Annotated in this window: 14 protein-coding genes; 11 read left to right on the forward strand and 3 right to left on the reverse strand. The window is 74.1% G+C overall.

The window, feature by feature from the left end:
- The 3 genes from ABZY33_RS34890 to ABZY33_RS34900 all read left to right on the forward strand — a co-directional run.
- A partial coding sequence (locus ABZY33_RS34890) for a Gfo/Idh/MocA family oxidoreductase (protein WP_356495737.1) occupies positions 1 to 879 on the forward strand: 879 nt, incomplete at its 5' end.
- A 99-nt stretch (positions 880 to 978) separates the two neighbouring features.
- Positions 979 to 1,623, forward strand: coding sequence for an HAD-IA family hydrolase (locus ABZY33_RS34895; protein WP_356495750.1), 645 nt, complete (start codon positions 979 to 981; stop codon positions 1,621 to 1,623).
- A gap of 16 nt (positions 1,624 to 1,639) precedes the next feature.
- Positions 1,640 to 2,539, forward strand: coding sequence for an ROK family protein (locus tag ABZY33_RS34900; RefSeq protein ID WP_356495738.1), 900 nt, complete (start codon positions 1,640 to 1,642; stop codon positions 2,537 to 2,539).
- 323 nt (positions 2,540 to 2,862) lie between these two features.
- On the opposite strand, the gene ABZY33_RS34905 is transcribed toward ABZY33_RS34900, so the two are convergent.
- Positions 2,863 to 4,503 carry a bifunctional 3-(3-hydroxy-phenyl)propionate/3-hydroxycinnamic acid hydroxylase gene (locus tag ABZY33_RS34905; protein WP_356495739.1) on the reverse strand — a complete coding sequence of 547 codons (1,641 nt, stop codon included), beginning with the start codon at positions 4,501 to 4,503 and terminating at the stop codon, positions 2,863 to 2,865.
- 296 nt (positions 4,504 to 4,799) lie between these two features.
- Between ABZY33_RS34905 and ABZY33_RS34910 the strand changes: the two genes are divergently transcribed.
- Together ABZY33_RS34910 and ABZY33_RS34915 are read left to right on the forward strand one after the other, a co-directional pair.
- On the forward strand, positions 4,800 to 6,065 hold the full coding sequence (locus ABZY33_RS34910; protein WP_356495740.1) for a cytochrome P450: 1,266 nt from the start codon (positions 4,800 to 4,802) through the stop codon (positions 6,063 to 6,065).
- A gap of 55 nt (positions 6,066 to 6,120) precedes the next feature.
- Entirely contained in the window at positions 6,121 to 6,939 is an 819-nt protein-coding gene (locus ABZY33_RS34915) for a methyltransferase domain-containing protein (protein WP_356495741.1), read from the forward strand.
- Between the two features lie 8 nt (positions 6,940 to 6,947).
- On the opposite strand, the gene ABZY33_RS34920 is transcribed toward ABZY33_RS34915, so the two are convergent.
- On the reverse strand, positions 6,948 to 7,142 hold the full coding sequence (locus tag ABZY33_RS34920; RefSeq protein ID WP_356495742.1) for a ferredoxin: 195 nt from the start codon (positions 7,140 to 7,142) through the stop codon (positions 6,948 to 6,950).
- Between the two features lie 257 nt (positions 7,143 to 7,399).
- On the opposite strand from ABZY33_RS34920, the gene ABZY33_RS34925 reads away from it, so the two are divergent.
- The 3 genes from ABZY33_RS34925 to ABZY33_RS34935 are packed head-to-tail and all read left to right on the forward strand — an operon-like array spanning position 7,400 to position 10,300.
- Positions 7,400 to 8,134 (forward strand): alpha/beta fold hydrolase, encoded by a 735-nt coding sequence (locus tag ABZY33_RS34925; protein ID WP_356495743.1) that lies wholly within the window; start codon positions 7,400 to 7,402, stop codon positions 8,132 to 8,134.
- 10 nt (positions 8,135 to 8,144) lie between these two features.
- A complete protein-coding gene (locus ABZY33_RS34930) occupies positions 8,145 to 9,464 on the forward strand; it encodes a cation:proton antiporter (RefSeq protein WP_356495744.1) in 1,320 nt (439 codons plus the stop codon).
- Positions 9,461 to 10,300: a metallophosphoesterase gene (locus ABZY33_RS34935; protein ID WP_356495745.1), complete on the forward strand. Its 840-nt coding sequence runs from the start codon at positions 9,461 to 9,463 to the stop codon at positions 10,298 to 10,300. Before ABZY33_RS34930 ends, ABZY33_RS34935 begins: the two co-directional genes overlap by 4 nt.
- Before the next feature lie 21 nt (positions 10,301 to 10,321).
- On the opposite strand, the gene ABZY33_RS34940 is transcribed toward ABZY33_RS34935, so the two are convergent.
- Positions 10,322 to 11,356: a LuxR C-terminal-related transcriptional regulator gene (locus ABZY33_RS34940; protein ID WP_356495746.1), complete on the reverse strand. Its 1,035-nt coding sequence runs from the start codon at positions 11,354 to 11,356 to the stop codon at positions 10,322 to 10,324.
- Between the two features lie 573 nt (positions 11,357 to 11,929).
- Between ABZY33_RS34940 and ABZY33_RS34945 the strand changes: the two genes are divergently transcribed.
- From ABZY33_RS34945 to ABZY33_RS34955, 3 genes are all read left to right on the forward strand, one after another.
- Entirely contained in the window at positions 11,930 to 12,376 is a 447-nt protein-coding gene (locus tag ABZY33_RS34945; RefSeq protein WP_356495747.1) for a type II 3-dehydroquinate dehydratase, read from the forward strand.
- 121 nt (positions 12,377 to 12,497) lie between these two features.
- Positions 12,498 to 13,256, forward strand: coding sequence for an alpha/beta fold hydrolase (locus ABZY33_RS34950; protein WP_356495748.1), 759 nt, complete (start codon positions 12,498 to 12,500; stop codon positions 13,254 to 13,256).
- Positions 13,257 to 13,524: 268 nt separating this feature from the next.
- The coding region (locus ABZY33_RS34955; protein WP_356495749.1) for an FAD-dependent oxidoreductase at positions 13,525 to 13,946 on the forward strand (422 nt) is incomplete at its 3' end.

Genomic DNA, 13,946 nt, shown 5'->3' on the forward strand with positions numbered 1-13,946 from the left:
GTCGTCGCCGTCCCCAACCACCTGCACGCCGAGGTCGCCGCCGCACTGCTGCGCCGCGGCATCTGCGTCTTCCTGGAGAAACCCGTCTGCCTCACCACCGCCGAGGCCGACCTGCTGGCCGCCGCCGAACGCGCGGGCGGCGCCACCCTGCTCGCCGGCAGCGCCGCCCCGCACCGCGCCGACGTGCGCGCCCTGGCCCGCCTGGTGCCCGAACTGGGCCGCGTCCGCCACGTCGACCTGTCCTGGGTGCGGGCCCGCGGCATCCCGCAGGCGGGCGGCTGGTTCACCCAGCGCAGCAAGGCCGGGGGCGGCGTCCTCTTCGACCTCGGCTGGCACCTGTTCGACACGCTCGCCGCCCTGCTCGGCCCGGCCCCCTTCACCCAGACCGTCGGCGTGACCTCGAACGACTTCGTCGGCGCCGGTACCTGGAGCGCGGCCTGGCGGGACGACGCGGGCGCGGGCGGCGCCGGCGACGTCGAGGACACCGCCCGCGGCTTCTTCGTACGCGCCGACGGCGTCTCGGTCTCGCTGCGCGCCGGCTGGGCCTCCCACGAGGCCCGCGACACGACCCGTATCCAGCTCACCGGCAGCGCCGGCACCGCTGAGCTGCGCTGCACCTTCGGCTTCAGCCCCAACCGTCTGGCCCGCCCGGAACTGACGCTGACCCGCGAGGGCACCACCACGCCGGTACCCGTCCCGGACGAGCCCATCGGCAGCGAGTACGGGCGCCAGCTCGACACGCTCGCCGCCCTGCCCGCCGACCCCCGCCGGCGCGGCAGAGCCGCCGCCGAGGCCCGTACCACGGTCGGTGTCATCGAGGACTTCTACTCCTCGGCCCACCGCGCGCACGAGCGAACCGCCGTGCCCGCCCATCAGTAGGAGGTGACGAAGCCGGTGAGAGCACCTGTTTCGACTCAGCGGGACGACGTCCAGCACGCGGCGGCGGGCGGCACGGCCACCGTCACCGGCCCGCCCCACGTGGTGCGCCGCGCTGTCGTCTTCGACCTGGACGGCGTCCTCGTCGACAGCTTCGCGGTGATGTACGAGGCGTTCGCCGTCGCGTACAAGGAAGTCGTCGGTGACGGCCCGGCACCGTTCGACGAGTACCGCCTGCACCTCGGGCGCTACTTCCCGGACATCATGCGGATCATGGGGCTGCCCCTGGAGATGGAGGAGCCGTTCGTCCGCGAGAGCTACCGGCTCGCCTCGCAGGTGCCGGTCTTCGACGGCATCGTGGAGCTGCTCCTGACCCTGCGGGTACGCGGACTGCGGCTCGCCGTCGCCACCGGCAAGAGCGGGCCGCGCGCGCGGTCCCTGCTCGGCACCCTGAATCTGCTGCCCTTCTTCGACCATGTGATCGGCTCGGACGAGATCGCCCGTCCCAAGCCCGCGCCGGACATCGTCGAGCACGCCCTGGACCTGCTGGGCTTCGCACCCGATGAGGCCATCATGGTGGGCGACGCGCCGACCGACATCGAGAGCGCGCACGGCGCCGGTGTGACCTCCGCCGGTGCCCTGTGGGCCCTGTCCGACCCCGCCGAACTGCTCGCCGCCGCACCGGCCGTGGTCCTCGCGCACCCCGCGGAGCTGCTCGCCCTGTGCCCGTCCGTACCCGGTGACTGAGGACCGGCGCGGCGCCGTGGAACCGGCACTTCACCTCGGTGTCGACATCGGGGGGACGAAGGTCGCCCTGCGCGCGGAGAGCGGCACCCGGTGCGTGGCCGAGACCGTCTTCACCTGGCAGCCACGACGCGACGTCACCCGCGACCTCGCTCAACTCTCCTCTCACATAGGTGAGTTGAGGGGGCAAGTAGGATCGCCCTGGCGGGCGGTGGGGGTCGCGATGCCGGCGACCGTCGGGGCGGACGAGCGGATCACCGCGTGGCCGAGCCGGCCCGCGTGGACCGGCACGGACCTGGGCGCGGCTTTGCGCGCCCTGTTCCCCGGCGCCGCCGTCGCCTGGGCCGACGACGGTGACCTCGGCGCGCTCGCCGAGGCGCGGGCCGCCGGCTGCGCGGACCTGCTCTATCTCGGCGTCGGCACCGGTGTCGGCGGCGGGCTCGTCCTGGGCGGCGAGCCGTGCCCCGGCCCCGGCCGGGGCTCCTTCGAGATCGGGCACATCGTCGTCGAACCCGACGGCCCGCAGTGTGTGTGCGGCCGCCACGGCTGCCTCCAGGCGCTCGCGTCGGGCCCGGCCACCCTGCGCCACGCGGCCCGGCTGCGCGGTGAGGATGTCACCTTCGACGCGCTGCGGCGGGCCTGGCGGGAGGAGGAGCCCTGGGCCGTCGGCGCGCTGCGGCGCACCTGCCGTGCGCTGGCCACCGCCGCGGTCGGCGTCCAGGAGCTCCTGCACCCCCGGTCCCTGCTGATCGGGGGCGGGTTCGCGGACGGCCTGCCCGGCTTCGACGCGCTCGTCGCCGCACAACTGACCCGCCTCACCCGCCCCGGCCTCCCCCCGCTCGACGTGGGCCCGGCCGCGCTGGGCGCCCTGTCCTCCCTGCACGGCGCAACCACACTCGCCCACTTGACCCGGCCCTGAGCCCCAGCGGCCGGGCCCGCTCCTCCCGGGGGCCGGGTTTCTGCGCCCTGTGGTCGGCTCTGCTTCTCCCGGGGGTCGGCCCCTGTGCGCCCTGCGGCCGGCTCTGCTTCTCCCGCAGACGGCCTTCGCCACCCTGCGGTCGGCCCCGCTTCTTCCGGAGTTGAGCCTCCCGCGCCCTGCGGCCGGCTCTGCTCCTCCCGGGGTGCGGCCTTGTGCGCCTTTGCAACCGACCCCGCTCCTCCCGGGAGCCCCGCGGCCGGGCCCTGCTCTTCCGGAGCCCGGTCTTCTCCTCCCGGAGACCGCCCTTTCTCACCCGCCGCCGCTCAACCGGTCCGGCTCAGCTCCATGGCCGGGCCGGTCGCGTCGAGGTGGGTTCGGGCCTCGTCGATGAGCGCGGCCGCGGCCCGGGGGCCGTCCGCCGCGCCGAAGACGTGGTAGTCCGGGCGGACCAGCACGGTGGTGGCGTTCTGTTCGGCCAAGTACGCCCCGTAGAAACCGTCCACGTCGACCGCCTCGGTCACCCCTGAAACCCGCTCGGTGTCGCCGGGCGTCGTCCCGGACGGCAACAGGCGCACCACGCGCGTGCCGAGCGCCGCGAGGAAGGCCCCCCGGCCGTCGCCGAGCACGAGGCCCGGATCGTCCGTGGTGAGCAGGACGAAGCCGCGGCCCACCACCTCGTCGAAGAGACCGATGCCGCCCGCGGTGCGCACCCGGCCCTGCGGCACCACGGCCCCCGCCGCGCCCGTCGGCCGGCGGGACAGCACCCCGCCCGACAGCGGCTTCGCCGGTTCCGGCGCGCCCGGTCCCACCCGGCCGCGCCGACCCGCGAGCACCGTGGCGTCGCGCTCCTGCGCGGCCGCCGGATCCGTCACGCAGATCATCCGGCCCAGCTGGACCGACGCGAGGATCGACTCCTCCACATGCGCCCTGCGCTCCTCGGTGTACGTGTCGAGGAGCGCGGCGCCGGCCAGGCCGCTCAGCACCAGATCCAGCTTCCACGCCAGATTGGTGACGTCCCGGATGCCGGAGCACATCCCCTGCCCGGCGAACGGCGGCATCAGATGCGCCGCGTCCCCGGCGAGCAGCACCCGGCCGGTCCGCCAGGTGTCGGCCCAGGCGGCCCGGAACATATAGGTGGTGCTGCGCAGCAGCGTGGCGGTGTCCGGGGTGACACCGAAGGGCTTGAGGAGGCGCCAGGCCGTCTCGTCCCGGTTCAGTTCCGCGCTGCTCTCGCCCGGCAGCCGCATGAACTCCCAGCGGCGGTGCCCCGGGCCGCTGCCGACCAGGGTCGTGGGCCTGGCCGGATCGCAGATCTGCACGTTCGTGGGCGTGAACGGGCGCGGCTCGCGCAACTCCACGTCGCACAGCAGCCATTCGTAGGAGAACCCGAGATCGGTCGAGGCGACACCGAGGTGCTCGCGCACGAAGCTGTTGGCACCGTCACAGCCCACGACCCACCGGGCGGTGAGCGTGCGGGGCGACCCGTCACCGGACTCCGCGGTCAGGGTCACCCGGTCCCCGTCGTCGTGGAGGTCGACGACCCGGTGCCCGCGCAGCACGGTGATGCCGGGCAGTTCCGCGGCCCTGTCCGCGAGGAGTTCCTCCAGGGCCGGCTGGTGCATGGTGCTGGCGTCCGGCCAGCCGTAACGGCCCTGCGGGGAGAAGGCGATGTCCAGCAGTGTCCGTCCCGCCGCGGTCCGCCACTGGTAGCCGGTGGCCGGCTCGGTGATCCGGCCGAGCCCCTCCCGGACGCCGGCCGCCGCGAGGAGCCGCGCGGTCTCCCCGTCGAAGCTGGTCGCCCGCGGGAGCGTGTAGGGCCGCGGGCGGCGCTCCAGGACGCTCACGCGCCGGCCGCGCTGGGCGAGCAGCACCGCGAGGGCGGCGCCGACCGGCCCGTTGCCGACGATGGCCACGTCCGTGTCGGTCGGGGCCGGATGCGGGTCGTGCGGGCGCGTGATGGACATCGTGATCCCTACTCACAAGGTGACGGGAGAAACGCGAGGGCATGAAAAGGAGCCGGAATGCGGCGTTCTGGGGGCCGTGGCGTCCTATCAGGTCGAGGGATGCCGGACCGGAATCGCCTGTTCTACTGTGTGGTACAGCCACGCACATTACGGGACCGGTACGGACCCCTCGCTCGACCACCGGTCGAGCCGTGCCGCGCCGGTCGTCCCCGCGCCGAACAGCCGGTCCCTCTCATCTGCCGTGCCCACGAACGGCGGCCGGTGAGCCTTTCCTTGGACGCAGAAGAGGGAGACGTATGACCGTCACCGCCGAGACCACGGCCGACCCGGTCGAACTGCTCTCGCCGGAGCTGGTGGCCGATCCGTTCACCGGATACGCACGGCTGCGCGAACAGGCCCCGACACTGACCGGCACCATGCTGGGCGGACCGCCGATGTGGCTGGTCACCCGCTACGACGACGTCCGCCGGGTGCTGACCGACCCGCTGTTCCGCAACAACCCCGCGTCGGTGCCGGACGCCCCGGCCGCGCGGACCACGATCATGAAGCAGCTCAACATCCCCTCCGACCTGGTCGACTACCTCGACGACAAACTCATGCAGATCGACGGTGACCACCACCGCCGGCTGCGCGGCCTCGTCTCGAAGGCGTTCACCGCCCGCCGCGTGGCCGCCCTGCGCCCGCGGGTCGCGGAGATCACCGCGGACCTCCTGGACCGGCTGGCGCGCGAGGGCCGCGGCGGGGCGCCGGTCGACCTCATGGCGGCGTTCTGCTACCCCCTGCCCTTCACCGTCATCTGTGAACTGGTCGGCATCGACGAGGCGGACCGTGCGCCGTGGTACGAGTGGGGCGACTGCCTGGGCTCGCCCACGGAACACCGCGCGCGCATCCCGGCCGTCATGCGCGAGTGCGTCGACCACATGCGGGAGGTGATCGCGCGCCGGCGGTCCGAACCGCGCGACGACCTGATAACCGCCCTCGTACAGGCGCAGGAGGACAACGGCGACCGCCTCAGCGAGCAGGAGATGGTCACCCTCGTCTTCACCCTGGTCATCACCGGGCACGAGACGACGACGCAGCTCCTCGCCACCGCCGTCCTCACCCTGCTGGAGAACCCGGCCCAGCTCGCGCTCCTGCGGCAGGACCCGTTCCGGTGGCCGCAGGCCGTGCACGAACTCATGCGCCTGGGCCCCACCCAGTGGGGCATGCCCCGGTACCTGTCCCAGGACGTCGAGTTGGGCGGCCGGACGATCCCGGCGGGGGCCACGGTCCTGCCGCTGATCCTGCCCGCCAACACCGACCCGCGCCGGTTCGAGGGCCCCGAACGGCTGGACATCGCCCGCGACCACGGCGGCCAGGACCACCTCGGGTTCGGGCGCGGGGCGCACCACTGCCTCGGCCGGCCCCTCGCGCTCCAGGAGGCGGAGGTGGCGCTGCACGCCCTGTTCAGCCGCTTCCCCGAACTGTCCCTGGCGGTGGCGCGCGAGGAGATCTCCTGGGTGCCGCGGCCCGGCGTCACCCGGTGCGAGCGGCTCCCGCTGCGACTCGACCGGCAACCGTGAGATCCCCGTCGTCCCCCACCTCCTCAACATCCCTGCCAGAGACAGGACTTCACCGATGACCGATACCGAGAACGGCACCAACACATGGGTGGCCGAGGAGTACGTGAAGGTGAACTCGCCGCACGTCAAGACGGCGCTTGCCGCGCTCGCCCTCACCGGCGACGCACTGGAGCGGGGCGGCACGTTCGCCGAGGTCGGCTGCGGCGCCGGGGAGATCGCGCGTACCGTCGCCGAGCGCGGCTTCGAGGTCTGGGCCAGCGACGCCTCACCGTCCATGGTGGACGCCACCCGGCAGCGCTGCGCCGGCCTCCCCGTCCACGCCGAGGTGCGCACGGTCGAGCAACTGGAGCTGCCGCGCGACGGGTTCGACGTCATCCACTCCTCCTGGGTGCTGCACTGGGTCTCCGAGGCGCACGAGCCGCTGCGCCGGATGGCCGGCGCGCTGCGTCCGGGCGGACACCTCGTACTGCAGTGGACGGGCGCCCAGCCGCGCAGCGAGGGCACCGGCCTCTTCGGGATCCTGCGCCGCCTCGCGGCCGCCCCGAAGTGGCGGGAGCTGTTCGCCGAGGTGCCGCCCGCGATGCGGGACTACCCGGCCGACGACGTGGCCGCCCTGCTCACGGACGCGGGGCTCGAACTCGTCCACTACGAGCCCGAACTCCCGCACCCCTTCAGCAGGAAGAAGGGCACGCCCCTGACCGCCGACGAACTGGCCGCGATGCGCGTGCGGTTCCGGCGGACCTGGTTCGCCTCCCAGGCCGAGGTCCTCGGAGACCGCGTCGACGAGTTCCTCGACGAGGCGCTGGACGCGCTGGTCGCGGCGGACAGCACCGACCCGCACCACGCCCGGATCGTCGCCCGCCGCCCCCGGTGACCCCCTGATCAGCCGGTGCAGGACAGCGCCCGGGCCGGACACAGGTCGACGGCCTCCTCGGCCGCCGGCCGCAGGGCCCGCGCGGGCGCGGCGTCCAGCACCACGACCACGCCGTCGTCCTCGCCCTGGTCGAACAGGGCGGGCGCGACGCGCACGCACTGCCCGGCGCCGACGCACTTACCGGTGTCCGCGACTATCTTCACGATGATCGTCTCCTACGGGAGGTACGGCGGGCCGTGGCCCGGGCCGTGGCCATGATGCCCGGGAGAACAGGAACCGGGCCTCCGCGCCGACGGATCCACCGGCGGATCTCCAGTGGGACTCGAGCGCTCGCCTCCCATGCTTGGACCATTCACAGAGCGCGCGCGGCAGCGTGCCATCGGACGTTTCCCGAAGGGATCTACTGGCCGTGCCTCAAGCAACGGTTCAATTCGGAACATGGGTCCGCCGGTTCCACCCGGTGTCGCAGACCCGGATCCGCCTCGTGTGCCTGCCGCACGCCGGCGGCTCCGCGAGCTTCTACTTCCCGCTGTCCCGGGCGCTGACGCCCGCGGTCGACGTGCTGGCGGTGCAGTACCCGGGACGGCAGGACCGCAGGGGCGAGCCGAACATCGACAGCATCCCCGGCCTCGCCGACCAGATCTTCGAGGCGATACGCCACCTCGACGACCAGCCCCTGGCGCTGTTCGGGCACAGCATGGGCGCCGTCCTCGCCTACGAGATCGCGCTGCGCATGCAGGACGCGGGCCTCCCCGGCCCCGTACGCCTCTTCGCCTCCGGCCGGCGCGCCCCCTCCCACGACCGCGAGGAGCGGCTCCACCTGGCGACGGACACGGAGCTTCTGGCCGAGGTGCGCAGGCTGGGCGGCTCGCCCGCGGCGCTCCTCGCCGACCCGGACGTACGGGAAATGATCATGCCGGCGATCCGCAGCGACTACCACGCCGTGGAGAAGTACCGCTGGGCGCCGGGCCGGAAGCTGTCCTGCCCGGTGACGGTGCTTACCGGCGACAGCGACCCCCGGGTCTCGGTCGAGGAGGCCGCGGCCTGGGAGGAGCACACCACGGGCCTGACGGAGCTGCAGGTCTTCCCCGGCGGCCACTTCTTCCTCGCCGACCAGAGCACCCGGGTGACCGGACTCCTCGCGGACCGGCTGACCGGGCAGCACGTCGGCGCGGCCCGAGAAGCCCGGATCTGAGGTGGCCGCCATGGGCGCCGCGCCCGTACCGACCCTGGCCTCCCACACGCTGCTGGTCTTCCTGCTCCAGCTGGCGCTGCTGCTCGTGCTGGCGCTGGCCCTCGGGCAGCTGGCGGCACGGTTCGGCCTGCCCGCGATCGTCGGCGAGCTGCTCGCCGGAGTCGTCGTCGGCCCCTCGGTCCTCAGCCACGTCTGGCCCGCGGGCGCCGACTGGCTGCTGCCGAAGGAGACCGGACAGATGCATCTGCTCGACGCGTTCGGGCAGGTGGGGGTGGTGCTGCTCGTCGGCATCACCGGCATGGACCTGAAATTCGACCTGGTCAGGCGGCGCCGCCTCACCGCCGCGCGGGTCAGCCTCGCCGGTCTGCTGCTGCCCCTGGGGCTCGGGATCGGGGTCGGGTACCTGCTGCCCGCCGCACTGGTCCCGGACGGCACGAGCCCGACGGTCTTCTCCTTGTTCCTGGGAGTGGCCATGTGCGTCACCGCGATCCCCGTGATCGCCAAGACCCTGATCGACATGAACCTGCTCCACCGCTCCATCGGGCAGCTGACCCTGGCCGCCGGAGTCATCGACGACATCGTGGGCTGGTTCCTGCTCTCCATCGTGTCGGCGATGGCGACGGCCGGTCTGAGCACCGGCACGATCGCCACGTCGCTGCTCCACCCCGTCGCCGTCGTCCTGGTCGCCTGGGTGGCGGGCCGCCCGCTGGTGAAGGCGGCGCTGCGGGCCGCGGGCCGCTCCCCCTCGCCGGCGCCCACGGTCGCGACGGCGACGGTGATCGTGCTGCTCGGCGCGGCGGCGACGCAGGCGCTGCACATGGAGGCCGTCTTCGGCGCGTTCGTCTGCGGGGCGCTGATCGCGACCAGTGGCGAACTGGACCGGGAGAAGCTGGCCCCGCTGCGCACCACCGTCCTCGCCTTCCTCGCCCCGGTCTTCTTCGCGACGGCCGGGATCCGCATGGACCTGACCGCGCTGACGCGGCCGGTCGTCCTGGGCGCGGCGTGCGTCGTGCTCACCGTGGCGATCCTCGGCAAGTTCGCCGGCGCCTACCTCGGCGCGAAGCTGAGCGGCCTCGGCCGCTGGGAGGCCCTCGCGCTGGGAGCGGGCATGAACTCGCGCGGGGTCATCGAGGTCGTCGTGGCGATGGTGGGCCTCCAACTCGGCGTGCTCGGAGCCGAGTCGTACACCGTCATCATCCTGGTCGCGATCGTGACGTCGCTGATGGCACCGCCGGTCCTGCGCGTCGCGATGGCCCGCATCGACGAGAACGCCGAGGCGCAGATGGGCCTGACCGACGCGCGGACCCCCGACCTGGCGTCCCCGAGGTGAGCGCCCGGGAGCACGGCGGGGGGCGGCTGCTGGCCATCAGCGACCTGCACACCGGCTACGCCGACAACCGGGAGCTGGTCGAGCGGATGGCGCCGGAGACGGACGACGACTGGCTGCTGGTCGCCGGTGACGTGGCGGAGACCGTCGCCGACATCCGCTGGTGCCTCAAGACCCTCGCCGGCCGCTTCCGCAAAGTCGTCTGGGTCCCCGGCAACCACGAGCTGTGGACCCACCCGCGCGACCCGGTCACCCTGCGCGGCGCCGCCCGCTACGAGCATCTGGTCGCCCTCTGCCGCGACCTGGGCGTCACCACGCCCGAGGACCCCTACCCCGTCTGGGACGGCCCCGGGGGCCCGGTGGCCGTCGCCCCGCTTTTCCTGCTGTACGACTACTCGTTCCTGCCCCCCGGGTACTCCACCAAGGACGAGGGGCTGGCGTACGCGCACAGCACGGGCGTCGTGTGCAACGACGAGAACATGCTGCACCCCGACCCCTATCCGAGCCGCGAGGCGTGGTGCCGGGCCAGGGTCGCCGAGACCGAACGCCGGCTCACGGAACTCCCCGGCGACCTGCCGGTCGTCCTCGTCAACCACTACCCGCTCGACCGGCACCCGACGGAGGTGCTGTGGTACCCGGAGTTCGCCATGTGGTGCGGCACCCGGCTGACCGCCGACTGGCACCGCAGGTTCCCGGTCGCCGCCATGGTCTACGGCCATCTCCACATCCCGCGGACCACCTACCACGAGGGCGTCCGCTTCGAGGAGGTGTCGGTGGGCTACCCCCGCGAGTGGCGCAAGCGGCAGGGCCCACCGGGCCGGCCGCGCCGCATCCTCTGACCCCGGCCAGGTCCAGAACACCTAGTACGCCCGTACGACCCCCGCGGCCGCGCCCGTCAGCTGGCTCCAGGTCCGCGTCAGCTCCACCCGCGAGGCCACGTTCATCTTCCGGAAGATCTTTTTCAGGTGGAACGCCACGGTGTGCCCGGAGATGAACAGCCGCTCTCCGACCTGGGAGTTGGTGAACCCCTGGCTCACCAACTCGGCCACGGCCGCCTCGGTGCGGGTGAGCGCGCCGGTGTGCACGCCGTCCTGGCCCGCGCACTGCGGATACCGGCCCCGCCGCACCCCGAGCGAGCGCAGCCGGCTGGCGGCCCTGCGGGCATCGCGCGGCGCCGCGGAGTCCGTATAGCCGTCCGCCGCCGACGCGAGTGCCTCCACCGCCCGTTCGCGCTCCGCGGGCCGCGCGGCGAAGAGTTTCCCGGCGTCCTCCCGGGCGGACGCGGCGGCCCACGGGTCCAGGTGCGCCGCGGCCGCCGCGACGACCCGCTCCGGGCTGCGGTCCAGGAGCCCGCCCGCGTGCATCGCCGCCGCCCGCAGGGAGCGCAGCCCGCAGTTGCGCGCGGCGAGCGCGGACGCCTCCGTGACCACCCGCTGGGCGAGCGTCTCGTCGCCCAGCTGCCGGGTGGCCCGCACGAGCCAGGCGGCGGCGGCGGGTTGGGACGCCAGCAGTTCGAGGAGCAGCCGGTCGTCGGTGATGATGCCGACGACGAGCTGGGCCGCGCTCGACGCCCCGCCCCGCACCTCCAGGAGCTGGGCCGCGGCCCAGGCGCACTGGCTCGGCCGGTGCGCGGTCTGGCCGAGCAGCGCGCAGTCCCGCAGCTGGTCGGCGAGGTCCGTGCGCACGCCGAGACTGCCCTGGCGCAGGGCGCTCAGCGCCATCACGGTGTGCGCGTCGGGCAGGAAGCGGTGCAGGCCGTGGCGGTGTGCCTGCTCGACGCCCCGCCCCGCGCGTTCGACGGCGGCGGCGACCTCACCCCGGGCGAACGCGAGATCGGCCGCGCACAGCAGCGCGGCGGTGACCAGCGCGCCGTCACCCGGGTGACGGGCCGTCACCTCGTCCACCTCGGCGAGGGCCTGCCCCGCCGTGGCGAGATCGCGGACACCGACCGCGAGGGAGGCGTGCCAGATCTTTGCCGAAGCCTTGCAATTGCCGGTGCATTCGGGTTCTGATTGTCCGGCGGCCGCCGCCAGCCGAATTCCTTCTTCAAGTTCTCCGCGGGACCAGGCGGAACAGGAGGCCTCGGACAGCCGGACTGTTTCGCAGGTTCCGTTCCGGCATGCGCGTACGACGGAGAAAACGGGGGGCAGCCTCAAGCGAGACGGAGAATCGAGCATCACATCTCCTGTCGTGGGGGTCCGTGCCGTCCGAGCGGGGGTCAGCGCCGACCAGGGTAGGGCGGGGGCACACCGCCGGCGGCGCCGGGCGACGCCGCCTGTGGGCGGAGTCCACCGGCGCCCGAGCGGGCCTCCAGCGTCCCGCGGCCGCGCACCCGAAGGCGCAGGTCCGAAGGGGCGTGGACTATCAGCTCTGGGAGTGGCGGCGGGCCGGGGCCGGCGACACCATGGGCCCGGTCCCCAGTCCGCGGCCGGACGGCGCGGACCCACGCGCGTATCGAGGTGGCCCCTGTGAGTGCGGTACTTCTCCTGAACGGTCCGAATCTCGGAATTCTGGGACGGCGTGAGCCGGAGATATACGGCACCGACACGCTTGCCGATATCGAAGCGGCGGTCGCCGAGGAAATAGCCGCCCAGGGCTGGAAAGTCATTCCGGTCCAGCACGACGGCGAAGGGGAACTCGTCGGCGCCCTTCACCGGCACAGCGACAGCACCGTCGGCGCCATCGTCAATCCCGGCGCCCTGATGATCGCCGGCTGGAGTCTGCGCGACGCGCTCGCCAGTTACGCGCCGCCGTGGATCGAGGTGCACCTCAGCAATGTGTGGGCCCGCGAACAGTTCCGGCACGAGTCGGTGATCGCCCCGCTGGCGAGCGGCGTCGTCGTCGGTCTCGGCGCCTTCGGCTACCGGCTGGCCGCCCGTGCGCTCCTGCACCTGGCCGCGCCCGCCCCGCACTGACCGCGGCCGCGCCCGCGCACCGCACCCGCGCCACCGGCCGGTACGCGGCCCGGGCCCGAGCCGGACTCCAGGGCCGGGCGCGATCCTCGTCAGGCGCGTACCCCACGAGGAGGCACGGCCCATGTCCGACGAACGACCGGTGCTGCTCCACTGCTTCGCCCATGCCGGAGCCGGTGTCTCGTCGTTCCACGGCTGGCCAGCCGCTCTCGGCACCGGCGTGACGCCGCTGGCCCACCTGCTGCCGGGCCGCGAGGGACGGCGCCGGGAGCCACGGGTGACCGGGAGCGAGGCGCTGCTGGCCGACCTGATGGACCGCTTCCGCGCCCCGTCCGGCCCGTACGCGCTGTACGGGCACAGCCTCGGCGCGCTGGTCGCCTACACGCTCACCCGGGCCCTGCACGAGGCCGGGCTGCCCGGCCCGGTGCTGCTCGCCGTGGGAGCGTGCCCCCCGCCCGACGCCGCGTCCGAACTCTCGGACGCCTGCCGGGAGTCCGAGGCCCGGCTTGTGCGGCAGCTCGACGCGCTGGGCGCCGTCCCCGAGGGCGCGGCGCCCGGCGGCTTCTGGTACCGGTCCGTGCTGCCGGTACTGCGCGACGATCTGGCCCTCGCCGACAGCCTGCGCGACGCGGCCCGCACACCGGTGCGGGGCGGCCCGCTCACCGTGCCGGTGCTGGCCGTCGCGGGCGCGGACGACCCGCTGGCCCGCCCCGGCCGGATGGCGCACTGGGCTCGCTGGACCGAAGGGCCCACGGTGACCCGCACCCTGCCCGGCGACCACTTCTTCGTACGCCGACCGGAACTGCCCCGGCTGCTGGGCCGCGCCTGCCGCGTCGCGCACCGCCTCGCCCCGGCCCCGCGCGTCCTGACCGCGACCGCCTAGACACGAGCCTTCAGGGGCGGCGGTCCAGGAGCCGCGTGCGGAACGGCCGAGGAGAGCGCCGCCGGACGCCGTACCGCGCCGCCCCGCCGCAACGGCGCGGCGACGCCCGGACCGAAGACCGGACCACGCCGGCCACACCCCACCGAACCCGTGAGGAGCAGACCATGGCGACCCTCGCCGACAAGCCGGCGCCGCCCGACGCCCCCGCCACCTTCCCCGGCCGCGGGAGCCGCCGCGCCCGGACGTACGGGCCGGCCGGGGAGAGCGCGTGACGGGCGCCGGAAGAACCGGCGCGATCGTGGTGGGCGCGGGCCCCGCCGGTCTGACCGTCGCCCACGAACTCGCCCGCAGAGGGGTGCGGGTGCGGCTGATCGACGCCGCGACCGGGCCGGCCACGACCGGCGGGGCCGTGGCCGTGCACCCGCGCACCCTGGAGACGTTCGCGCAGATGGGCGTCGTCGAAGCCTTGCTCGGGCGCGGCCGCGCGAACCACGCCTTCACCGTGTACGCCGGCGGGCGCCCGCTGACCCGCCTGGAGGCCGACTACGCGACGACGCCCACCTCGTACCCGTACACACTGCTCATCAGCCGGGCCGAGACCGAGGACGTGCTGCGCGCGGCGGTGGCCCGGCTCGGCGTCGAGACCGAGTGGGGCGTGCGCCTGACCGGCGTCGAGCAGGACCCGGACGG

Source organism: Streptomyces sp. NPDC006552 (assembly GCF_040611655.1).
In the GTDB taxonomy this organism is placed as follows: Bacteria; Actinomycetota; Actinomycetes; order Streptomycetales; family Streptomycetaceae; genus Streptomyces.